Annotated in this window: 19 protein-coding genes; 13 read left to right on the forward strand and 6 right to left on the reverse strand. The window is 72.3% G+C overall.

Annotated features, from left to right (window positions below; translation table 11 throughout):
* Positions 1-56: 56 nt before the first annotated feature.
* Complete coding sequence (locus ACFFQA_RS18610) at positions 57-533, reverse strand: YfbM family protein (protein ID WP_377853452.1); 477 nt, start codon at positions 531-533, stop codon at positions 57-59.
* Positions 534-668: 135 nt separating this feature from the next.
* Positions 669-1217, reverse strand: coding sequence for a GNAT family N-acetyltransferase (locus tag ACFFQA_RS18615; protein WP_377853454.1), 549 nt, complete (start codon positions 1215-1217; stop codon positions 669-671).
* Positions 1218-2156: 939 nt separating this feature from the next.
* Between ACFFQA_RS18615 and ACFFQA_RS18620 the strand changes: the two genes are divergently transcribed.
* Together ACFFQA_RS18620 and ACFFQA_RS18625 are read left to right on the forward strand one after the other, a co-directional pair.
* Entirely contained in the window at positions 2157-4487 is a 2331-nt protein-coding gene (locus ACFFQA_RS18620; RefSeq protein ID WP_377853457.1) for a WS/DGAT domain-containing protein, read from the forward strand.
* Positions 4484-5401, forward strand: coding sequence for a DMT family transporter (locus tag ACFFQA_RS18625; protein WP_377853459.1), 918 nt, complete (start codon positions 4484-4486; stop codon positions 5399-5401). The genes ACFFQA_RS18620 and ACFFQA_RS18625 overlap by 4 nt, the downstream gene beginning before the upstream one ends.
* 169 nt (positions 5402-5570) lie before the next feature.
* On the opposite strand, the gene ACFFQA_RS38045 is transcribed toward ACFFQA_RS18625, so the two are convergent.
* Positions 5571-5714: a hypothetical protein gene (locus ACFFQA_RS38045; RefSeq protein ID WP_446681685.1), complete on the reverse strand. Its 144-nt coding sequence runs from the start codon at positions 5712-5714 to the stop codon at positions 5571-5573.
* Positions 5715-5849: 135 nt separating this feature from the next.
* On the opposite strand from ACFFQA_RS38045, the gene ACFFQA_RS18635 reads away from it, so the two are divergent.
* From ACFFQA_RS18635 to ACFFQA_RS18645, 3 genes are all read left to right on the forward strand, one after another.
* Positions 5850-6923: an AI-2E family transporter gene (locus ACFFQA_RS18635; RefSeq protein ID WP_377853461.1), complete on the forward strand. Its 1074-nt coding sequence runs from the start codon at positions 5850-5852 to the stop codon at positions 6921-6923.
* Between the two features lie 211 nt (positions 6924-7134).
* Positions 7135-7797: a VC0807 family protein gene (locus ACFFQA_RS18640; RefSeq protein ID WP_377853463.1), complete on the forward strand. Its 663-nt coding sequence runs from the start codon at positions 7135-7137 to the stop codon at positions 7795-7797.
* A 5-nt stretch (positions 7798-7802) separates the two neighbouring features.
* Positions 7803-8561: an SDR family NAD(P)-dependent oxidoreductase gene (locus ACFFQA_RS18645; RefSeq protein ID WP_377853464.1), complete on the forward strand. Its 759-nt coding sequence runs from the start codon at positions 7803-7805 to the stop codon at positions 8559-8561.
* On the opposite strand, the gene ACFFQA_RS18650 is transcribed toward ACFFQA_RS18645, so the two are convergent.
* Positions 8525-9733, reverse strand: coding sequence for a helix-turn-helix domain-containing protein (locus ACFFQA_RS18650; RefSeq protein WP_377853466.1), 1209 nt, complete (start codon positions 9731-9733; stop codon positions 8525-8527). The two genes, ACFFQA_RS18645 and ACFFQA_RS18650, sit on opposite strands and share 37 nt — an antisense overlap.
* 113 nt (positions 9734-9846) lie before the next feature.
* Here ACFFQA_RS18650 and hpnC point away from each other — a divergent pair, with 113 nt between their 5' ends.
* Genes hpnC through ACFFQA_RS18690 form a run of 8 tightly spaced genes read left to right on the forward strand, consistent with a single transcriptional unit; the run spans position 9847 to position 19406 of the window.
* Positions 9847-10713, forward strand: a complete 867-nt coding sequence (gene hpnC / locus ACFFQA_RS18655; protein ID WP_377853467.1) for a squalene synthase HpnC — start codon at positions 9847-9849, stop codon at positions 10711-10713.
* Complete coding sequence (hpnD, locus tag ACFFQA_RS18660) at positions 10710-11588, forward strand: presqualene diphosphate synthase HpnD (RefSeq protein ID WP_377853469.1); 879 nt, start codon at positions 10710-10712, stop codon at positions 11586-11588. Before hpnC ends, hpnD begins: the two co-directional genes overlap by 4 nt.
* Positions 11585-12934, forward strand: a complete 1350-nt coding sequence (gene hpnE, locus ACFFQA_RS18665; RefSeq protein ID WP_377853471.1) for a hydroxysqualene dehydroxylase HpnE — start codon at positions 11585-11587, stop codon at positions 12932-12934. The genes hpnD and hpnE overlap by 4 nt, the downstream gene beginning before the upstream one ends.
* Positions 12931-13941, forward strand: a complete 1011-nt coding sequence (locus ACFFQA_RS18670; RefSeq protein WP_377853473.1) for a polyprenyl synthetase family protein — start codon at positions 12931-12933, stop codon at positions 13939-13941. The genes hpnE and ACFFQA_RS18670 overlap by 4 nt, the downstream gene beginning before the upstream one ends.
* On the forward strand, positions 13942-15825 hold the full coding sequence (shc, locus tag ACFFQA_RS18675) for a squalene--hopene cyclase (RefSeq protein ID WP_377853475.1): 1884 nt from the start codon (positions 13942-13944) through the stop codon (positions 15823-15825).
* Positions 15822-16634, forward strand: coding sequence for a phosphorylase family protein (locus ACFFQA_RS18680; RefSeq protein ID WP_377853477.1), 813 nt, complete (start codon positions 15822-15824; stop codon positions 16632-16634). Before shc ends, ACFFQA_RS18680 begins: the two co-directional genes overlap by 4 nt.
* A gap of 2 nt (positions 16635-16636) precedes the next feature.
* On the forward strand, positions 16637-17641 hold the full coding sequence (hpnH, locus tag ACFFQA_RS18685; RefSeq protein WP_377853479.1) for an adenosyl-hopene transferase HpnH: 1005 nt from the start codon (positions 16637-16639) through the stop codon (positions 17639-17641).
* A 7-nt stretch (positions 17642-17648) separates the two neighbouring features.
* The gene (locus ACFFQA_RS18690; protein WP_377853481.1) at positions 17649-19406 is read left to right on the forward strand and encodes a 1-deoxy-D-xylulose-5-phosphate synthase; all 1758 of its coding nucleotides are present in this window, start codon (positions 17649-17651) and stop codon (positions 19404-19406) included.
* A gap of 723 nt (positions 19407-20129) precedes the next feature.
* On the opposite strand, the gene ACFFQA_RS18695 is transcribed toward ACFFQA_RS18690, so the two are convergent.
* Positions 20130-20600: a peroxiredoxin family protein gene (locus ACFFQA_RS18695; RefSeq protein ID WP_377853483.1), complete on the reverse strand. Its 471-nt coding sequence runs from the start codon at positions 20598-20600 to the stop codon at positions 20130-20132.
* Between the two features lie 113 nt (positions 20601-20713).
* Entirely contained in the window at positions 20714-21274 is a 561-nt protein-coding gene (locus ACFFQA_RS18700) for an RNA polymerase sigma factor (RefSeq protein WP_377853485.1), read from the reverse strand.
* Between the last annotated feature and the right edge of the window lie 204 nt (positions 21275-21478).

A 21478-nucleotide genomic window follows, 5' to 3' on the forward strand; every position in this document is an offset into this window, starting at 1 on the left:
ACGGCCGGCTCGGAGGACTCGCCCCCGTGGCGGGCGGCGGTCAGGGCCGACAGCCGCTAGAAGGAGAAGCAGCCGATCGCGGCGTTGCCGTTGCGGGCGACGGTGTCGAAGAACGTCCGCAGGGTGGCGTAGTTCCAGCGGAGGTACTCCAGCTCTGACTGGTCGGGGTCGTCATCCCAGCACCGGGGATAGATCTGCCGTTCCATCATGTCGATGGGGTTGTAGTGCGGGGCGAGCCGTTCGAACGGGGCATCGTTCAAGCTTCGGGCGATGCCACGGACCATGTCCGGGTTGAAGCCGGTGAACTCATCACCGTCGTAGTCGATGGGTTCACCGTCCATGCGCAGCTCCACGTTGACCCCGGCGGCGTCGAGCAGGTACTGGATGCCGTCCCAAGCCTTCTCGACGAACCCGTCGAGAGCGGTTTCGTCAGCGCTGATCTCGTCGTACAGCTCCTCGGCCTTCTCGCCGTCGTGAGCGACATCGGCCAACTGCTGGGGGGTCACTTCGACGTAGCCCAGGGTCATGCCCATGTGTGCTCACCTCATGCTCGGCGGGGACGAGTGGTGACCACACGGTAACGAGTGGCGCTGAAGCATTTCCAAGCTGGTTGAGCAGCGCGCAGCGCGGCTGACATTGCCCATCCCCGTGCGCTGTCGGGCACGAGCTCAACAGGACGGCGTGACCGAGGACCACTCGCCGAACCACTGCTCGGCGCCGTACGCCTCGAACCTCTCCACCTCGGTGAACCCCAGCTTCGCCGCGAGGCGCATCGAGCGGTCGTTGGCAGTCTGGGTGCAGAGCACCACCAGCTCGCCGGGAAGCGCGTCGGTGAACCAGCCGAGCGCCGCCGCGCACGCCTCGAAGGCGTATCCGCGTCCCCACGCCTGCGGCAGGAACATGTAGCCGAGCCAGGCCTCCCCGGCGTCCGGACGGACGGGACCCGGACGCCGCGCGTCGCGCCGATCGAACGTGATCATGCCGATCACCGCTCCGTCGAGCTCGATCACGAAGAAGCCAGGGCGCCGCCCGGGCACCTCGGGCACCGCGCGCTCCAGCTCATCACGCGGTCGAGGACCACCGGTGTAGGCGCCCACCTCTGGCGAGGCGAACAGCTCGATGAACGCCGCGCGGTCCCGGGCCTCGGACTCGCGGAGCACGAGCCGCTCGGTCTTGATCGGGGCAGGCGGCCAAGCGACGGGCCCGAGCTCTGTCATGGCTGGCAACGTATCGCACGCTCACTGGGCAGGAGCCTCGGACGGCCCACAGACGCTCCGGGCGGACAGGTTGTTCCTGGTCGACAACCCCAGCTCATGAGGGGTGAACACCTCGGAGCACTCGCGGCCAACGCCTGAACGACATCCCTTCCGGACGGGGTCGTTGACCTAGTCACCCACGGCCGGGAAACGCGTGGCCGCAACCGATTGGCTGTGCACGGCGCTCATCGAAACAACAGCCACCGCACGGCCGTATGGGCCAAAGGTGGCATCTGAGTTCGCGTCCTCAGCGGAGGGCCGTGTCAAGCAGAACGGCGACGCGCTACGCAGCACTGTGACCTGATGCGCATCGTCCCTCGACTGGTCGGACTGCTCCCCCAAGGGGCTCCGCCAACCGCAGACATCCGCTAGACCGCGTCCTACCCGTGGCAACACCACCTCACCACCCCCGGGCGCCCTCACCCCCGCGCCCCCCGTTGCGCGTTTTGTAGGCATAATGCGAAATGAGAGCGCTCTTTCGCGCAATAAGCCTACAAAACGCGAAAACTCGACCACGCCAGCTGGCCTACGCGTGCACGGGGGGGAGGGGGGGAGGGGGGACGGGGTGGCGTCGGAATCACGTGGTCCGCTCCCCCACGGCACGCCAGCGGCCGTGCCCGTGATCCGTGAGGTCGTGCTGCCACGGTAGGTCTGCGGCCACGTGCCGGGAATCCATTACGCCACCAGCGGAAACCAGCGCGGCGGGCCAAGCGCGTCTGTCGCGCGGACGTCCACCGCACCAAGCATGGTGTGCTCCCGGCGTCCTGTTTGTCCACGGACCACGTGGGTATGGGCTCGCGCATGACACACCGGAACGGGCCAGGACACCGATTATTCCACTGTGGACAATCCAGTCCGGAAGGCGGGAGCGGGCAACGAGGGCCGCGGCGAGCGCTGATCGTGTCGGCCGACATGGGGGCCGGGCACGACGCCACCGGCCGGGCGTTGCGGGCGGCGCTGCTGCGGCTGTGGCCCGGCGTGGCCGTGTCCTGGACCGACGTCCTGCACGAGATGGGGCCCGGCGTCGGCCCGCTGTTCCGCGGGATCTACGAGCTCAGCGTGCGCCGCCTGCCTGGGGTGTACGACTTCTTCTACCGCCAGCTGTGGCGGCACCGCTGGTTCGCCCTGGCGGCCAAACGGGTCATCGGTTCCTGGAGCGGCCGCCGGCTCGCCGGTGTCATCGAGCGCATCGGCCCGGATCTGATCATTTCCACCTATCCGATGGGCAGCAGCGGGCTGGAGTGGCTGCGGGCGCACCGCGGGCTCCCGGTGCCGATCGGGGCGTGGGTCTCGGACTTCGCCCCGCACCCGTCATGGGTGCACGCCGGCCTGGACCTGAACCTGGTCATGCACGAGGTCGCGGTGGCACCGGCGGTGGCGGCGGTGCCCGGTGCGGTGGTCGCCGTGTCCGCGCCGCCGGTCCCACAGCGGTTCCGCCCCGGTGACCGGGCCGCCGCGCGGCGCCGCCTCAACCTGCCGCTGACCGGCCCGGTCGCTCTGGTCTCGTGCGGTTCGCTGGGCTTCGGCCGGGCGGGTGGGAGCGTGATCGAGCTGGTCACCGGTGTTCCGGAGGCGGTCGTCGTGGTGGTGGCCGGCCACAACGAGGTGCTGCGGCGGGAGCTGGAAGCGCGGTTCGCCTGCGACCAGCGGGTGCGGGTGCTCGGCTGGACCGACGACATGGCGGAGCTGATGACCGCGGCCGACGTCGTGGTCACCAACGCCGGTGGGGCGACCGCGCTGGAGGCGCTCGCCTCCGGCCGGTTCGTGCTGATGCACGAGCCGATCGCCGGCCACGGCCGGGCGAACGCGGAGCTGATGGCACGGGCCGGGTTGGCCCGGGTGTGCGCTGAGCCGGGCGAGCTCGCCTCGGCCTTCCAGCGGCTGGGCACCGATCCGGCAGCCGTGCGCGAGTGCGAACGGGCGGTACTCCGGCACCTGGACGCGCATCGGCTGGAGGACGGGCTGCGCCGGCTCGCCGACTCGCCGCCCCCGCATCCGCTGCCGGCGACCGACACTCTCTTCGTGCACGTGGACTCGGAGACCACGGGGCAGCACGTCGGCACCGCGGTGGTCTTCGACGTCGGGCCGCCACCGTCCCGGCAGCAGGTGGCCGAGTTCCTGGCCGGTGTCCCCGGGGCGACCGGCACACTGCACCGCGATCCGCGTGACACCTGGTCGCTGTCGGCGGGCGTCCACGATCCCGGGCAGCTGGTCGATGTCGTCGGCGGGACCGGTGAGGTGAACCTGACGGCGGCGATGGACGAGTTCTTCTCCGAGCCGCTCGACCCCGCGCGCCAACTGAGCGCGGCACGGCTGATCACCGGGCTGCCCGGAGGACGGACCGCGTTGCTGGTCAAGCTGCACCACGTGCTGGGCGACGGGGTCATCGCGCTCCAGGCGCTGCTCTCCGCCACGGATGGCGCGGCAGGGCGGGCGTGGTCCGCCCGGCCCCGACCTCCGGTGCCCGGCCGCCGGGCACGTCGCAGACCGATGCGGGTGCTGCGCGGGTTGTGGCTGCTCGCCCGCGCGGGACGGGCACCGCTGACGCCGTTCGACTCCCCGTCGCCCACCTCCGGCAGGCACCACGCGCTGATGCGGCTCCCGGCCGGCCAGCTCCGATCGGTCGGACGTGCCCTCGGGCTCACGCCCGGCGAACTCCTCCCGGCGTTGTTCGCCGAGAGCCTGCGGCGGGTCGTGCGGCCCGTTGCGGGCAGCCGGTTCCGGCTGATGGTCCCGTGGTCCCTGCGCGGGACCAGCACCCTGCGGCTGGCCGGCAACCGGACCGGAGCGGTGCCGGTGGACCTGCCACTGGACGAGATGGAGACCGCGACCAGGGCCGGACTGGTGGCGGACGCGCTGCGCGCCCGGGTGCGTGCGGGCGTTCCGCAGGCGGCTCACGCGGTGGTGCGCGCTCTCGGGGCGCTGCCCTCCAGGGTACGGGCGACGGCCATCCGCGGCATGTACCACGGCCGGTGGTTCAACGGCCTGGGCACGGTGCTGCCCGGCCCGCGGCGGGAGGTTCGCTGGCACGGGACGCGGCTGGCGGAGGTCTACCCGGTGCTGGCGCTCGCACCCGGGACGGGGCTGGCCTGGGGCGCGATGATGTGGGACGACTCGGTGCTGTTGTGCCTCACCACGACAACCGAGCTCGCTCCGCTGGCCGAACGGCTCGCCGAGGGCATCCGGTCCGCCTTCGCCCACCTCGCCGAGGACACCGGTGGTGCGCCGTGACCGGTTCGGCCACCGATCTCTGGATCGCGGTGCCCGCCGCGGTGCTCGCCGCCGCGTCCTTCGGGCTGACCGGCGCCCTGCAGCACCGAGCGGCCCGGCGCGAGCCGGAGCGGGGCGCGATGCGGCTGGGCATGATCCTGCACCTGCTGCGGCAGCCGTTGTGGCTGGCGTCGTTGCTCACCAACGGGCTGGGCATCGCGATGCAGTGGGTGGCGCTGAGCACCGCTCCCCTGGTGTTCGTGCAGCCGCTGCTGGTGCTGTCCCTGCTCTTCGCGGTGATCAGCAGCGCGGCCCTGCGCAGGCAGCGGCCGAGCAAGGAGGTTCTGCTCGGCTCGGGTCTGTGCGTCGCGGGACTCGCCACGTTCTTCCCCGTGAGCCGGCCCACCGCCGGTCCGGGGGAACTGGTGCCGGCGGACATCCCGTGGCTGGCCGTCGGTCTCGGACTGGCCCTCACCGCCTGCCTCACCGTGGCGACCTGCGGCTCCGGACAGGTCAGGGCGCTCGCCATGGCCACCGCCACCGGTGTGCTCTACGGCGTCGCGGCCGGCCTGGCCAAGCTCGCCACCGCAGACCTCCAGCGCGGCCTGGGTGCGCTGCTGGGCAGTTGGCACATATACCTGGTCGCCCTGTGCGGCATCGCCGGGTTCGTGTTCAACCAGAACGCCTTCCGGGTCGAAGTGGCCATCGCCCCGGCGCTTGCCGTGATCGTCACGCTGGACCCCCTGGTGAGCCTGGGCATCGGCGTGCTGTGGCTGGGCGAACGGCTCAGCGACGGACCCGGCGCCGTCATCGGCCAGGTCCTCGCCCTGGCGGCGCTCGTCGGGGGAATCGCGATGCTCAGCAAGTTCGCGCCACAGGCCGCGCTCGCGGCGGAGCAGGCGGAGGCCACTCGCTCCGGCCCCCGCAGGACCTGACCCGTCCGTGCGTTCGCGGCGGGGAACGGTTGTGACGCGCTCACAACGGCAATCCGGTTGCTTAGGCCCAGATCGCGGAATCCGCGACACGTGGAGTTGAACGATCCGAGGACAACCTCAGCAGCTCTCAAGGGGCATCCCGATCTGTGGGAGTGGTCTCCGAGATTGCTCAGGCACGGGCCGTCGACGGCTTGGTGTTCCTGGGCGGTGTGTGGCTGGCCGTCTCGCCCTGGACCGTCGGCTTCGAGAGCGCGACACCGATCACGGTGAACAACCTCACCTGGGTCATCCCGAGCAGGTGCACGCGCAGCATTTCCCCTGACCCGCCAACCGAACACGGGGCGTCCCTTCGCACGGCACACCGTTTCCAGGACTTCACCGGGGGTAGCCGGGCTTGGTGCCGACTACCCCCGCACCGGACCGGCATCGGTTCCTGACTGCAGAAACCTTGCGGCGCGGCGCAATCGTCGCCGCCCAACTGCTCGTCGTGTTTCTCGCCTTGTGGGCGCTGCGCGACACCGTTCGACACCTGAGCTTCGTCCTCATCCCGCTCATCGTCGCCCTTCTGCTGGCTTCGGTGCTCAACCCGGTCGTGGGTTGGTTGTGCCGACGTCACCTCCCCCGGGGCATCGCGGTGACGCTCGCCGTGATCGGCGGGCTCATCCTGGTCGGCGGGCTGGTGACGTTCGTCGTGTACACCGTGGTCAGCAACGCGGACGAGTTGGGCAGACAGGCCGTCGCCAGTCTCGGCCGGCTGCGGCAGTGGCTGGAACGCGGAGGGCTGCCCGTCGGCGGCAACGTGATCGACCAAGTGGAACGCTGGTTGAGCGAGCACCAACAGGGAGTGGTGAGCGGCACCGTCGACGCCGTCACCACCATTGGCCGCTTCGCGGCCGGGGCGCTGATCGCCCTGGTCCTGCTCGTGCTGATGCTCGCGGACGGTCCACGCATCTGGGGATTCCTGTTGACTCCTTGGCGTCCGGCGACCCGGGAGCTCCTCGACGACGCCGGCCACCGCGCCTTCCACAGCCTGTCGCTGTACGTGCGAGTGACCGCGCTGATCGCGTTCATCGACGCGGTGACGATCGGCATCGGCCTCGTGGCGCTGGGTGTCCCCCTCTCATTCGCCTTGGCGGCCTTGGTCTTCCTCGGCGGGTTCGTGCCCTACGCCGGCGCGTTCATCTCCGGCACGCTGTCCGTCGCGGTGGCGCTGGTCAGCAACGGGCCCATGACCGCCCTGCTGGTTCTGGCCGTCGTTGTGGGCGTGCAGCAACTGGAGGGCCACGTGCTGCACCCGGTGCTGTCCGGCAATGTCGTCCGGCTGCATCCGATCGTGGTGCTGCTGGCCGTGGTGATCGGCGGCGCGGAAGGTGGCGTGGTCGGCGCTTTGTTCGCGGTGCCCGCAGTGGCCGCGACCCGTTCGGTGGTGCGCGCGGTCATCGAGCACCGCAACCGTGACGCGCGGCCGAGTTCGGCTGGCGCGGACCAGGGCTCCGAATCCACTGGCGACGGTGACGGGTGAGCGCGGTTCCGCAACCAGAAGCGGCGCGGTCACCTGCGGGACGGAAGGACCAACCCAGGAATTCCTTTGTGTGAGGCCAAAATACGCGTGTGCGCGCAACCCGCCGCCGCGCCCGGCTGCCAGTAGGCTGGAGGGAGAGCACACCGAGAACCGGTCCGCCGCGAAGCGAACGCGCGGGTCCCGGCCTCCGGAACGAGGAAGACCGACGCGCGTGACGCGACCACAGCTGACCGTCCACCTCCCGTCCCTGCGAGCACTGGCCTGGCAGTCGGGCCGCCACCTGCTGGAGGCCGTGCTGGTACCGGCGGGCCTGTTCTACCTCCTGTTCGCCCTCACCGGTGTCTCCGGCGCGATGGTGGCCGCACTGTCCTGGTCGGTGGCGGCGGTGGGCTGGCGACTGGTGCGGCGCACACCGGTCCCCGCGGTGCTGGTCATCACCACCGCGGTGCTGGTGGGCCGGACCATTGCCGGTTTGCTCACCGGGAGCACGCTGCTGTACTTCCTCCAGCCGACCCTGCAGAACTTCCTCCTCGCGGCCGCGCTGCTCGCCTCGGCACCGCTGCGGCGGCCGTTCCTCGCCAGGCTCGCGAGCGACTTCTGCGCCTTCCCCGACACGTTGTCCGGCCATCCACGGGTGCGGCGGTTCTTCCAGCAGGTGTCGCTGCTGTGGGCCCTGGTGTTCGCCGTCAACGGAGCGGGCACGCTGATCGTGCTGATCGAGGCGACGCTCGGGGACTTCCTCGTGGTCAGCACCGCGGGGTCGTACACCTTCGTCACGCTCGCCGCGCTGGCGTCGCTGCTCTGGTTCCGCCACTGCCTGCGCCGGGAGGGCATCGTGCTGCGGCTGGGCGCACGACCGGCGGGGACGTCCTGAGCGCCATGCGGATCGCAGGCAGCGTCGTCCTCGTCACCGGAGCGTCGTCCGGGATCGGAGCGGCCACCGCACACCGGCTGGCGGGCGCGGGCGCGCGGCTGGTCCTGCACGGGCGGGACGCGGACCGGCTCACCGCGGTGGCGGCCGCGACCGGTGGCACAGCGCTGACCGTCGACCTGTCGGGCCCGGCCGGTGCCCGGGCGCTCGCCCGTGCGGCGGTGGAGGTGGCGGGGCAGGTCGACGTGCTGGTCAGCAACGCGGGCCGCGGCTGGTGCGGCCCGCTGCCCGCGATGACCGGCGCCCAGGTCGGCGAGGTGGTCGCGGTCAACCTGGTCTCGCCCATCGAGCTGACCCGGGCGCTGCTGCCGGGCATGCTGGCGCGTGGGCACGGCCGGCTGGTCTACGTCGGCTCGATCGCCGCGCGCACCGGCGTCGCCGAGGAAGCGGTGTACGCCGCGAGCAAGGCGGGCGTGGACGGGTTCGCCGAGAGCCTGCGGTTCGAGCTCGCCGGTACCGGGCTCGGGGTGAGCGTGGTCGTTCCGGGTGTCGTCGCCACGCCGTTCTTCGCACGTCGCGGCCGCCCGTACCGCCGCTCCCTGCCACGGCCCGTCGCACCGGAGACCGTCGCGGCGGTGATCGAGCGGATGATCGTCACAGGCCGGGCCGAACGGCACGTGCCCGGCTGGCTGGCGGTCCCGGCCGCGCTCCGGGTTGTGGCGCCTTCCGCCTACCGCTGGCTCGCGGCCCGGTTCGGGGGCTCGTGAGCGGCGTCGGGCTCCCACGCCAGCGCCAGCATGAGCGACTGCCGGACGCGTGGGTCGGCGAGCGCGTCACCGAACCGGTCCCGCAGCTGGCGCAGCCGGTAGCACACGGTCTGCGGGTGGATGTGCAGCTCCTGGGCGATCGCCCTGCGGTCGCCCAGGTTGCGCAGCCAGCTGCGCAGGGTGTCCTCCAGCCGCTGCCGGGCATGCCCGGGAAGACCGGCCAGCGGGGCGAGGTGGCGTTGCCGCAGGACGGTGAGCAGCCGGTCGTCCTGGTGCACGATCAGCGCGTCCAGGTGCTCGTCGGTGAACAGGGGATCATCGGTCAGCACTCCGGCACGGCGCAGACGCGCGGCGGTCCGGGCCACCGACAGGCTGGTCGCCAGCCCGTCAACCGGAACGACGGGACCCACCACGGTGCCAGCACCGCGCAGTGCGGCGCTGAGCCGACCGCGCCGTCCCGGACCGTTCGGGTCGGGCACGATCACGACCAGTGCGTCCTCCTGCCGCACCCGCAGGCACGCGTTGCCGTCGAAGCCCAGCAGGGCACGGGCGACATCGCTGTCCGGGTCGGCCAGCACGATCGTGGTCTCCCGTGGCACGGGCCAGTGCGCCCGCGCCGATGCCGCCCGGACGTCGGCGATGTCCGCGCGGCCGGACAGCAGCAGCTCCGCGAGCTCCTCGCGCAAGCGTTCCCGCGTCGACACCGTCGAGGTGTGCTCCCGGAGAAAACCGCGCAGCGACGCGGCGGAGAGCTGGTCGACCGCCGCGAACAGCGTCGATCCGAGCGAGGCCAGGGCGGCGGCGGGAACACCGTGCGCCAGCGCCGCCTCGGTGGCGTGCTGCCAGGCCACCCGCGCGCCGATCCGGTAGGCCGACAGCAGGCTGGTCACCTCGCGGCCCTCACGGCAGTGCTGCCTGCCGATCTCCTCGAACGCCGCCTGCTCCACCCCGGACGAGAGCTCGGCGCGGTCCTGGCCCGCCGGGCTGACCAGCCGCATCATGAACAGCTTCGCACCGGCGACGATCTCGTCGAACTGCTCGGTGAGGAACCGGGCGTAGTCCGGGTGCTCCTCCTCAAGCAGTCCCCCGACCTCTCGCAGGGTCGTGGGCACGCGCGCGACGAGGGCCGGAGCGAGGTCGGCCAGACCGGCGAAGTCGGAGTGTCGATGCACAGACGTGCCCTCCCGGACGTCAGGATCGCTTGCGCTCCTGTGATAACCGGGCGGCGTTGAACTAACCATCCGCGAGCAGAAATCCTCGGCCGGGCTGCTGCACGCTGTCGGCGATGACTCGATCCGCTGCTTCCGCCCCGGGTACCGGCCGCGCGCTGCGCCGTCAGCGACACGCGGAGAACTTCCCGGTGGCGATGCGCCTGCTGCCGCGACGGCTGCGGCTCGACCTGATCGCGATCTACGAGGTGGCCAGGACGATCGACGACCTGGGCGACGAGGCACCGGGCGATCGCGAGGCGCGGCTGACGGCGTTCGCCGATGACCTCGGTCGCGTCTGGGAGGGCTCGGCGCCGAAGCATCCCGTGCTGCGCGCTCTGGTCCCGGTGGCACGCAGGCGGGGACTCGACCCCGTGCCGTTCCACCAGCTGGTTCAGGCCAACCTGCGGGACCAGCGCGTCACGCGTTACTCGACCCATGCCGACCTGCTGGGCTACTGCGCGCTGTCGGCCGATCCGATCGGCAGGCTGGTGCTGGCGGTGTTCGGCGTGCGGGCACCGGGTGCGGTCGCGTTGTCCGACCGGGTGTGCACCGCGTTGCAGCTCATCGAGCACTGGCAGGACGTGGCCGAGGACTACGGCGCCGGGCGGGTGTACCTGCCGCAGGCCGACCTCGCGGCGTTCGGCGTGGCCGAACCCGAGCTCGGCAGGAGCCCGGCCTCGCCCGCGCTGCGCGGGCTGATCCTGTTCGAGGTGCGGCGCACCTCGGCGCTGTTGGAATCCGGGGCACCGCTGGTGGGCCGCTTGCGGGGGTGGGCGCGGATCGCCGTCGCCGGGTACGTGGCTGGCGGCCGTGCCGCGATCGACGCGGTGCGCCGCGCGGACGGCGACGTGGTGTCCCGCCTGGTCCGAGGTCGGCGCCGAGACCTGCTGCGGCACCTCGTCGTCCTGCTGTGCCGCAGTGGCGAACGGGGCGCGGGATGATCACCGACGCCGACACCAGCCGGGCCTACTGGCACTGCACCGCGATCACCCGGTCCGCGGCCCGCAACTTCTACTACGGCATCTCCCTGCTGCCCAAGGACAAGCGGGTCGCGTTGTGCGCGGTGTACGCGCTGGCCCGCAGGATCGACGACATCGGCGACGAACCGGCTCCGCCGGCCGAGAAGCGGGCGGCGCTCGACGCGGCCCGCCGCGCTCTGTCCGAAATGGACACTGCGGCCGATCCGGTGCTGATCGCCGTCGCCGACGCCGCACGCCGCTACCCGATCCCGCTTCCCGCGTTCACCGAGCTCGTCGACGGAGTGGCGTTGGACGTCGAGATGGACCTCACCGAGCGGCGCTACGCCGACTTCGGCGAGCTGGTCCGGTACTGCCGCCGGGTGGCGGGGTCGATCGGCAGGCTGTGCCTCGGGGTGTTCGGCTGCCGGCCCGATCCGGAGGCCCCTCGCCTTGCCGACGCACTGGGAATCGCGCTGCAACAGGTGAACATCCTGCGCGACATCCGCGAGGACCTCACCGTCGGCCGGGTGTACCTGCCACAGGAGGACCTGGACCGGTTCGGGGTGCGCTTGGCGCTGGACGAGCGCGGGCGGCTGATCGACCCCGAGCACCGGCTGGCGGCGCTGGTGTCCGAGCTGGCAGAGCGGGCGCGGTGGTGGTTCGGCCGTGGACAACGGCTGCTGCCCCTGCTCGACCGGCGCAGCGCCGCCTGCTGCGGCACGATGTCCGGGATCTACCGGGGGCTGCTCGATCGGATCGCCGCCGATCCGACACTGGTCTTCGACCAACGGCTGTCGCTGTCCACCCGCCACAAGGCCGCCATCGCGGGCCGGGCGTTGCTGGGGGTGGCACGGTGAGCGGGCGGGTGACGGTGATCGGTGGCGGTCTCGCGGGCATCGCCGCCGCGCTGCGCTGCGCCGCGGCCGGCTGCTCGGTGCGGCTGTTCGAAGCACGCCCTTGGCTGGGCGGGCTCACCTACTCGTTCCGCCGCGGCGATCTGTGGGTGGACAACGGGCAGCACGTGTTCTTGCGGTGCTGCACCGCCTACCGCGCACTGCTCGACCGGCTCGGCATGGCGGATTCGGTGGTGCTGCAAGACCGGCTGGCGATCCCGGTCCGCGCCCCCGGCCTGCGCGGCGAGTCGTGGCTGCGGCGCGGCATCGCGCCCGCCCCGCTGCACCTGGCCGGGTCACTGCTGCGCTACCGGTCCCTGCCGCTGCCCGACCGAGTGCGGTTCGCTCGCGCCGCTCTGGCCCTGCGCCGAGTCGATCCCGGCGACCCCGGCGCGGACCGGGAGTCCTTCGCCGCCTGGCTGGCCCGGCACGGACAGAGCCCCCGGGCGATCACGGCACTGTGGGAGCTGATCGCGGTGCCTGCGCTGAACGTCCACGCCGAGTACGCCTCGCTGGCGCAGGCGGCCGCGATGTTCCAGCAGGGCCTGCTGTCGGACCCGACGGCCGCCGACATCGGCTGGCCCCAGGTCCCGCTGGGCCGTCTGCACGGCGACGCCGCCCGCACGCGGCTGGCCGAGGCCGGGGCGCGGGTCCGCCTCGGTTCCCGGGTACGGGCGATCGAACCGCTGGGCCGGGGCTGGCGGATCGTCACCGACCGGGACACGGGCACTGCCGATCAGGTGGTCCTGGCGGTCCCGCCGTCCGCGGCTGAGCGGCTGCTGCCCCCGGGCGCGGTCGCCCGGCCTCCCGGCTGGTCGGCGGCGCTGGGGTCGAGTCCGATCGTGAACGTGCACGTGGTGCTCGATCGGCCCGTCCTCCCCCACCCGTTCGTCGCCGGTGTCGGCAGTCCAGTGCAGTGGGTCTTCGACCGGACCCGGCAGTCCGGGCTCGCCAACGGCCAGTACCTGGCGCTGTCGCTGTCCGCGGCCGACGAGGAGATCGACCGGCCCGTGGCGGCGCTGCGGATGGCGTTGCTGCCCGAGTTGGGCCGCCTGCTGCCCGGCCTTCCCCAGGCCCACGTGGCGGACTTCTTCGTCACCCGGGAGAGGCACGCCACGTTCCGCCCGGCTCCCGGCACGGCCGCGCTGCGGCCCGGGCCGGTCACCGGGGCCGCCGGGCTGTACCTGGCAGGCGCGTGGACCGCCACCGGCTGGCCGGACACGATGGAGGGCGCGGTCCGCAGCGGCGACACCGCCGCCCACGCCCTGCTCGAACACCGGCATCGGGCAGCGGAGGAGGTGGTGGCGTGACCACGACGCTGGACGTGCTGCACCGCAGCCGGCGGACCGTGCGTTCCGCACTGCTCGACGCCCTCGGCAGGCTGGACCGGGACATCCGACCAGTCGCCGCCTACCACTTCGGCTTCACCGGTCTCCACGGCGGCCCGCCGAGCGACGAGGGCAAGGCGGTCCGGCCCGGCCTGGCGATGGCGTCGGCCGCGGCCGCCGGCGCCCCGGACGGGGCCGGGCTGCCCGGTGCCGTGGCCGTGGAGCTGGTGCACAGCTTCTCCCTGGTGCACGACGACCTGATGGACGGCGACCGCACCCGGCGGCACCGGCCCACGGTGTGGTCGGTGTGGGGCCCGGCGACGGCGATCCTGGTCGGTGACGCGCTGCTCGCGCTGGCGCAGGAGATCCTGACCGAGGCAGGCACGCCGCAGGCGGCGCGGGCAGGCACGCTGCTCGCCGCGACCACCCGGCAGCTGGTCCGCGGGCAGATGCTGGACCTGGAGTTCGAACGCCGCGACGACGTGACGCCGGCCGAGTGCCTGGACATGTGCGCGGCCAAGACCGGGGCGCTGCTGTCGACCAGCGCCGCCATCGGAGCCGTGCTGTCCGACGCGCCCGGCCCGGTGGTGACCGCGCTGGCCGAATACGGCGCGCAGCTCGGCCTCGCCTACCAGCTCGTCGACGACCTGCTCGGCATCTGGGGGGACCCCGCCACCACGGGCAAGCCGGTGTTCTCCGACCTGCGCTCGCGGAAGAAGTCCCTGCCGGTGTGCCACGCGGTGAACAGCGGCACCCCCGCTGGCAACGCGCTGGCCGACTGGCTGGCCGACGCCAGGGACACCGGCGTGGACGGGCTGCGCCGCGGCGCCGCGCTGGTGGCGGCCGCCGGCGGCCGGGACTGGGCGGCCGCCGAGGCACGCCGCCGGGTCGCCGCCGCCGAGCAGGCTCTGCGCACCGCGGCCATCCCCGCGGCGCCACGGGCCGAACTGATCGACATCGCCCGCTTCGTCGTGGACAGGGAGCACTGAATGGCATCGGCCGTCGAGCAACCCCGCGCCCGGACCGCCTCCCAGGCGCTGGCGGCGGCGGTGGCCGACCTGCGCGGGCGGCAGCACCCGGACGGCTACTGGAAGGGCGAGCTGGCCAGCAACGTCACCATGGACGCCGAGGACCTGCTGCTGCGCGAGTTCCTGGGCATCCGCCAGCACCAGCAGACCCAGGAGACGGCCCGCTGGATCCGGTCCCAGCAGCGGGACGACGGCAGCTGGGCCACCTACCCCGGCGGCCCAGGAGAGCTGTCCACCACCGTCGAGGCGTGGGTGGCGCTGCGGCTGGCCGGCGACCCCGCCGACGCCGAGCACATGACCCGCGCGCAGCTGTTCGTGCGGACCCACGGCGGTCTGGAGCACACCCGGGTGTTCACCCGGATCTGGCTGGCGCTGTTCGGGCTGTGGCCGTGGGAGTCGCTGCCCGAGCTGCCACCGGAGATGATCTTCCTCCCGCGCTGGTTCCCGCTCAACATCTACGACTTCGCCTGCTGGGCGCGGCAGACCGTCGTGCCGCTGACCGTGGTCGGCACCGTGCGGCCGGTGCGCCCGCTGCCCTTCGGCGTTGACGAGCTGCGCACCGGCGCGCCGCCGGAGCCGTTCGCCGCGCCGTGGACCTGGAGCGGCTTCTTCCAGCGGCTGGACCGGGTGCTCGCCCGCTACGCCCGGCGTCCGCTGCGCCCCCTGCGCCGACTGGCGTTGCGCCGCGCCGCCGAGTGGATTCTGGCCCGCCAGGAGGCCGACGGGTCATGGGGCGGCATCCAGCCCCCCTGGGTCTACTCGCTGCTCGCGCTGCACCTGCTCGGCTACCCGCTGGACCACCCCTCGCTCAAGGCCGGGATCGCCGGGCTGGACGGGTTCACCGTCCGCGAGCGCACCCCGGACGGTTGGGTGCGCAGGCTGGAGGCATGCCAGTCGCCGGTCTGGGACACCGCGCTGGCCATGGTCGCCCTGCGCGACGCCGGCGCACCTGCCGACGACGAGGCGCTGCGCCGGGCGGCGGACTGGCTGCTCGGCGAGGAGATCACGGTGCGCGGGGACTGGGCGGTGCGCAGGCCCGCGCAGGCGCCGGGTGGCTGGGCGTTCGAGTTCGCCAACGACACCTACCCCGACATCGACGACACCGCCGAGGTGCTGCTGGCGCTGCGCCGGGTCGACCACACCGATCCGCACCGGTTGCGCGCGGCGCTCGACCGCGGCATCGCCTGGGTGCTGGGCATGCGGTCCGCCGATGGCGGCTGGGCCGCCTTCGACGCCGACAACACCCGCGCACTGCCCCGGGCGCTGCCCTTCTGCGATTTCGGCGAGGTGATCGACCCACCGTCCGCCGACGTCACCGCGCACGTCGTGGAGATGCTGGCGGCGGAGGGCAAGGCGGACTCCCCGGAATGCCGCCGTGGCGTGCGGTGGCTGCTGAAAGCGCAGGAGGCAGGCGGCAGCTGGTTCGGCCGCTGGGGCGCCAACCACATCTACGGCACCGGCGCGGTGGTACCGGCGCTGATCGCCGCCGGTGTGCCCGCGCGGAAGCCATGCATTCGCGCCGCGGTGCGCTGGCTTGAGAACCACCAGAACGACGACGGCGGCTGGGGAGAAGACCTGCGCTCGTACCGCGCCCCGGCCTGGGTCGGTCGTGGCGAGTCCACACCGTCACAGACCGCGTGGGCGTTGCTGGCGCTGCTGGCCGCGGGTGAGGACTCAAGCGCGGTGCGACGCGGCGTCGCCTGGCTGTGCGCCACCCAGCACGATGACGGCCACTGGGAGGAGCCGTACCACACCGGCACCGGGTTCCCCGGCGACTTCTACATCTCCTACCACCTGTACCGCCAGGTGTTCCCGATCAGCGCGCTGGGGAGGTACTTGCGATGAACGCGATCCTGGCCACGCCGCTGCGGGTGGAACGGGCCGCGGTCCGTCCTGCCGCGCGGTCCCTGAGCCTGGTGCGCACCGGAATCGGCCGCGCGGCCACGTTGCCGCGTACCGACGGTCCAGTGCTGATCGCAGGGGTGGGCGGCGGTCTCGCTCCCCAGGTGCGGCCCGGTGACCTCGTGGTCGCGGGCACCGTCACCGCCGATGGGCACCGGGTGGAGCTCCCGTCCGCTCCCCTGCTTGCCCGCGCGCTGCGCCACCTGGGCTTGACCGTCCACTATGGACACATTGGGACGACCGACCGTATCGCCACCGGTGACCGGCGCAAGCGGTTGGCGAGCACGGGCGCGCTGGCCGTCGACCTGGAGTCAGCCACCTTGGCGGCGGCGACCAGCGGCCCCGTCGCCGTAGTTCGGTCCATTGTGGATACTGAGGATCACGCGCTGTGGGCGCTCGGAACGGTGGGCCGTGGTGTGCGCGCGCTCCGGGCGCTGCGAGTCGCGGTGCCCGCCTTCGAGTGGTGGGCGGCGGCCATCGGGCGCCGAGAGATCCTCCGCGGCGTCTCCCGGGGCGCGGACCTGGTGCTGGTGGTCGGATCCGACTCCCGTCATCTGGTGGATGTCTCACGATGGGACGGAGCGCGGGCACATCTCGTCGAGGACGTCACCGGGGTCGACCTGCGCTGGCTCGCAGGAGCCCGGCGGATCGGGGTCGTCGCGGACGCGTCCGTCCCGCCGGAGCCGGTCGAGGAGGTCATCCACGCGCTGTCCGGGCTCGACCCGACCACGCCGACAACGGAGGTGAGCTGATCATGGCCATGCCACTGCGCCAGTCCATGCGCCTTGGCGCGTTCCTGTTCAAGCAGAAGCTGCTGCGACGGGAGAAGTTCGCCCTGCTGCTCGAACTGGAGCCGTTGTTCGCGTGCAACCTGTCCTGCGCGGGCTGCGGCAAGATCCAGCACCCGGCCGCGCTGCTCAAGCAGCGGATGCCGGTCGAGCAGGCGGTCGCCGCGGCCGAGGAGTGCGGCGCGCCGATGGTCTCCATCGCGGGCGGCGAACCGCTGATGCACCCGCAGGTCGACGAGATCGTGCGACGGCTGTTGGCCCGCCGGAAGATCGTGTTCCTGTGCACCAACGCCGTGCTGCTCCCCAAGCACCTGCACCGGTTCGCCCCGCACCGCGACTTCGCCTGGATGGTGCACATCGACGGGCTGCGCGAGAGGCACGACGCGTCGGTGTGCAAGCAGGGGGTGTTCGACGACGCGGTGGCCGCGATCCGGCAAGCGCAGGCGGCCGGGTTCCGGGTCATGACCAACACCACGTTCTTCGACACCGACACCCCCGGCGACGTCATCGACGTGCTCGACTACCTCAACGACGAGCTCGGCGTGGAGAACATGCAGATCTCACCGGCTTTCGCCTACGGCAAGGCACCGGACCAGGACCACTGGCTCGGCGTGGAGGCGACCCGCGGGCTGTTCGCCACGGCGTTCGCCGACGGGCGGCGCGAACGCTGGCGGCTCAACCACAGCCCCCTGTTCCTCGACTTCCTCGCCGGCAAGGTCGATTTCCGGTGCACCGCGTGGGGCATCCCGTCCTACTCGCTCAAAGGCTGGCAACGCCCCTGCTACCTGCTCGACGACGGCTACGCGGCCACCTATCGGGAACTGCTGGAGGACACCGACTGGTCGCGCTTCGGGCGCGGGCGCGACCCCCGGTGCGCCAACTGCATGGCGCACTGCGGCTACGAACCCACCGCGGTGATCGCCACGGCGAGCTCGCTGCGGCAGACGCTGCGCGCGGCCGTCGGCGGGTGAGCGGCGCATGTCCTCGCACCTGGACACCGTCACCTCGCTCGAACGGCTGCGGGAGCTTCCCGCCACCGCGTTGCCCGCGCTGGCGGCCGAGATCCGCGAGGAGCTGATCAGCAACGTCACCCGCACCGGCGGGCACCTCGGCCCGAACCTGGGCGTGGTCGAGCTGACGATCGCACTGCACCGCGTGTTCAGCTCACCGCGGGACGCGATCGTGTGGGACACCGGCCACCAGTCCTACGTGCACAAGATGCTCACCGGCCGGCGCGACGCCTTCGCCCGGCTGCGTCAGGCCGACGGCTTGTCCGGCTACCCGAGCCGGGCCGAGAGCGAGCACGACCTCGTGGAGAACTCGCACGCGTCCACCGCACTGTCCTATGTGGACGGATTGGCGAAAGCGTTCGCGCTGCGCGGCGAGCACGACCGCGCCGCCGTGGCGGTGGTCGGTGACGGCGCGCTCACCGGTGGCATGTGCTGGGAAGCGCTCAACAACATCGGCGCCGCACCGCACCGGCCCCTGGTCATCGTCCTGAACGACAACGGCCGCTCGTACTCGCCCACGACAGGCTCGGTGGCAGCGCACCTGGCCGTGGCGCGCGACGGCGGCACACCGGCGTTGTTCGACGCACTCGGGCTGGCCTACCTGGGCCCGGTCGACGGGCACGACACGGCCGCGTTGGAGCGAAGCCTCCGCACCGCCCGCGCACTGCGCGCACCAGTCGTCGTGCACTGCATCACCCAGAAGGGCCGTGGCTACCCCGCCGCCGAAGACGACGAGGTCGACCACCTGCACGCGCTCTCCCCGCCCGGAAGCGGTGATGCGGGCGGACGGCCCTGGACGTCGATCACGGCCGAGGAGCTCGTCGACATCGCCCGGCAGCGACCGGATGTCGTCGCGGTGACCGCCGCCATGCTGCACCCGACCGGGCTGCACGAACTCGCGCGCGTGTTCCCGGAGCGGGTGTTCGACGTGGGCATCGCCGAGCAGCACGCCGTGACCTCGGCGGCGGGTCTGGCTCTCGGTGGACTGCACCCGGTCGTGTGCCTGTACTCGACGTTCCTCAACCGCGCGTTTGACCAGGTCCTCATGGACGTCGCCCTGCACGGGCTGCCCGTCACGTTCGTCCTCGACCGCGCCGGCATCACCGGCAACGACGGTGCCTCGCACCACGGGATGTGGGACCTGTCGCTGCTCGGCCTGGTACCAGGGATCAGGGTGGCGGCACCTCGCGACGAGCCACAGCTGCGCGCGTTGCTGCGCGAGGCAGTGTCCCATTCCGGGCCGACCGCCCTGCGCTTTCCCAAGGGCCACGCCGGGCCGGAGCTGCCCGCGCGCGGCCGGATCGGCGGCGCGGACCTGCTGTGCGGCGGCCGTCCGGGAGGCGTGCTGATGGTGGTCAGCGGAGCGTGCGTGGCAGCGGGCCTCGACGCCGCGGCGCGGCTGCGCATGACCGGCGAGGACGTCACCGTGGTCGACCCGCGCTGGCTGTTGCCCGTCGATCCGGCTCTGGTCGCCGCAGCTGAGGCGTTCCGCCTGGTGCTCACCGTGGAGGACAACGGCTGCGCAGGCGGCTACAGCCAAGCGCTGAACCAAGCCCTGCGCGCCGCCGGTTGCACTGTGCCCGTGCACGGCATCGCGCTGCCTCAGCGCTTCCTACCCCACGGAACGCGCGGAGACCTGCTCGCCAGCCAAGGACTCGACGCTGCCGGGATCGCCGCCTTCGTCCGCGCCCACTGCGCCAGCCGCCCCCTGCGACGCTCTGGATGACCGTGGCGCGGATCCGGGACCGCCGCCCTGGGCTGGTCTTGCGCACCCGACCTGGACGTGCTCGACCACAGCCGGTGACTCACTCCCGCGCCTTCGGTCTGCTCGTCGTTGCCGAGTTCGGCGCGGAAGGGCGGGGCCAGAGTTCTTTCCCACAGCCACCACCGCACCGAGCCCACCAAGTGCCCCCCCCAGCCCCCACCACCCCCTGGCGCCCTCCACCCCACCCCCCTGGCGCCCTGGCGCCCTCACCCACCTGCCCCTCCTTTCGCGTTTTGTCACCTTGATGCGAAATGGGAGCGCTCTTTTGCGCATCAAGGTGACAAAACGCGAGAAGCCCGGCCACGCCAGCTGGCTCACGCGTGCACGGGGGCACGGGGGAGCGCGGGGGCGGCGGCGCCTTGGGGCATCGGGGTGTCGGGGCGACTTGCAGGACAGGCGCTAGTACTCCAGCCGCGGTTGCAACTGTGGCGTGTGGGACAGCGCGTTCGACCCTCTGGGTAGCGATGAGCCGGGCCACCTTCACTGCCCGCCCATCGCCTCGCAGCCCCAGAGGGCACCGTCCTCGCTCAGCGCCCCTCACCACGGGCACGGCGATCCCTCCTCACCCAGTTGGCCAGGGCGCCACCCGGTTCCCGGGCCACCTGCGCGACCGGCCTCCCGGACGATGCGCACCGCACCGTCGTATCTCGGTCATCGCCCCTCCTCACAGGCGATGCCCCCACGCTATGAGGGAAGGCGCGGCAAGTCGTTGACGGCCTTGGTGATGCCTTTCCTGTCGTAGCTGTTGGTGGGCATGGTCGCCGCGTGGGCGTGGCGGATGACTCCGTCCCGGTCGATCAGCAGGCTGCCGGACTGCTGCATGGCACCGAACACCTTCTTCGTCAGCCCGACGGCCTCGTGCGGCGTGCCGCGCTGACCCGTGACCACCTGGAACGGGAGCTCACGCTTTGCTTGCCAGGCCGCGGCTTCGGCCCGGCCTTCGGGGACCGCGACCAGGACGCGCACGTTGGCCGCCGCCAGATCGGCGGCACGCCCAGCGAGGTCCTTCACGTGGCTGTTGCAGACCGGACAGGTGGTCGAGCGCATGAAGTAGAGCAGCACGTTGTCCGTGCCGCGGTAGTCCCCGAGGCGGACGGCACGTCCGGCGGTGTCCTCCAGTGCGATGTCAGGGACGGTGGATCCGGTTGCGAGCATCAGGGGCTCCTCGTGAGGTGTGACTGCCCGAGCACCGAGCGACTCGGTTGGCGCACGTGCAAGGACAGAAGTTCGGGAATGGAGCGGGTCGCGAGGCAGGACACCGCGGACGGCTATCGATCGTGCTGCTGGGGAACGCTCGGGTCGTGCAGCAGCAGTTGGCGGACCGTCGCCCGGGCCCGGTGCAGTCGGGACTTCATCGCGGGCGTGCTCAGGCCGAGCGCGTCAGCGACCGCCCGACCTGAATAGCCCTGGATGTCCCGCATGATCAGGACGCGACGCTGGTCGGCGGGCAAGTCAGCGATCACCGAGGCCACCCGTTGCGCCTCCAGCCGTTGGATGACGTCGTCCTCCGCGGAGCCCGCCGTGCCGGGAAGCACCGGGTCGTCGCCGCGCAACGCCCGACGGGCTCGGCGCACGCATTCGTTGCGCACGATCCGGAACATCCACGACGCGAGCGCGGCGGAGGCCCGCAGTGTGCCGATCTTGCGGTACAGGATGATCAGCGCTTCCTGCGCGGAGTCCTCCGCGTCCTCCGGCGAGGCGCACAGCGAGAACGCGAAGCGCTGCACGTGCGGGTGCGAACCCGAAACCAGGGCAGCGATGGCGCCCGGGTCCCCGCCCTGTGCGGCGATGATCAGAGACTCCGACGGCCAACCGGCCTCAGCCTTCACGGGCAACCTCCTCCAGCGCCGAGTGTGTCCCGGCCCCTATAAGAGTCGGTGCGTGGGTCGAAGGATTCAGCCCCGCGACAGATCCGCATCACGCTGGGGCCAGGGCCCGTCCTGCAAGTCGTCCCGACCCCCCGAGGCGCCGCCACCCCGTCCCCCTCCCCCCGCGTCCCCCTCCCCCCGTGCCCCCGTGCCCCCGTGAGCCAG

The organism is Allokutzneria oryzae (assembly GCF_042429765.1).
In the GTDB taxonomy this organism is placed as follows: domain Bacteria; phylum Actinomycetota; class Actinomycetes; order Mycobacteriales; family Pseudonocardiaceae; genus Allokutzneria; species Allokutzneria oryzae.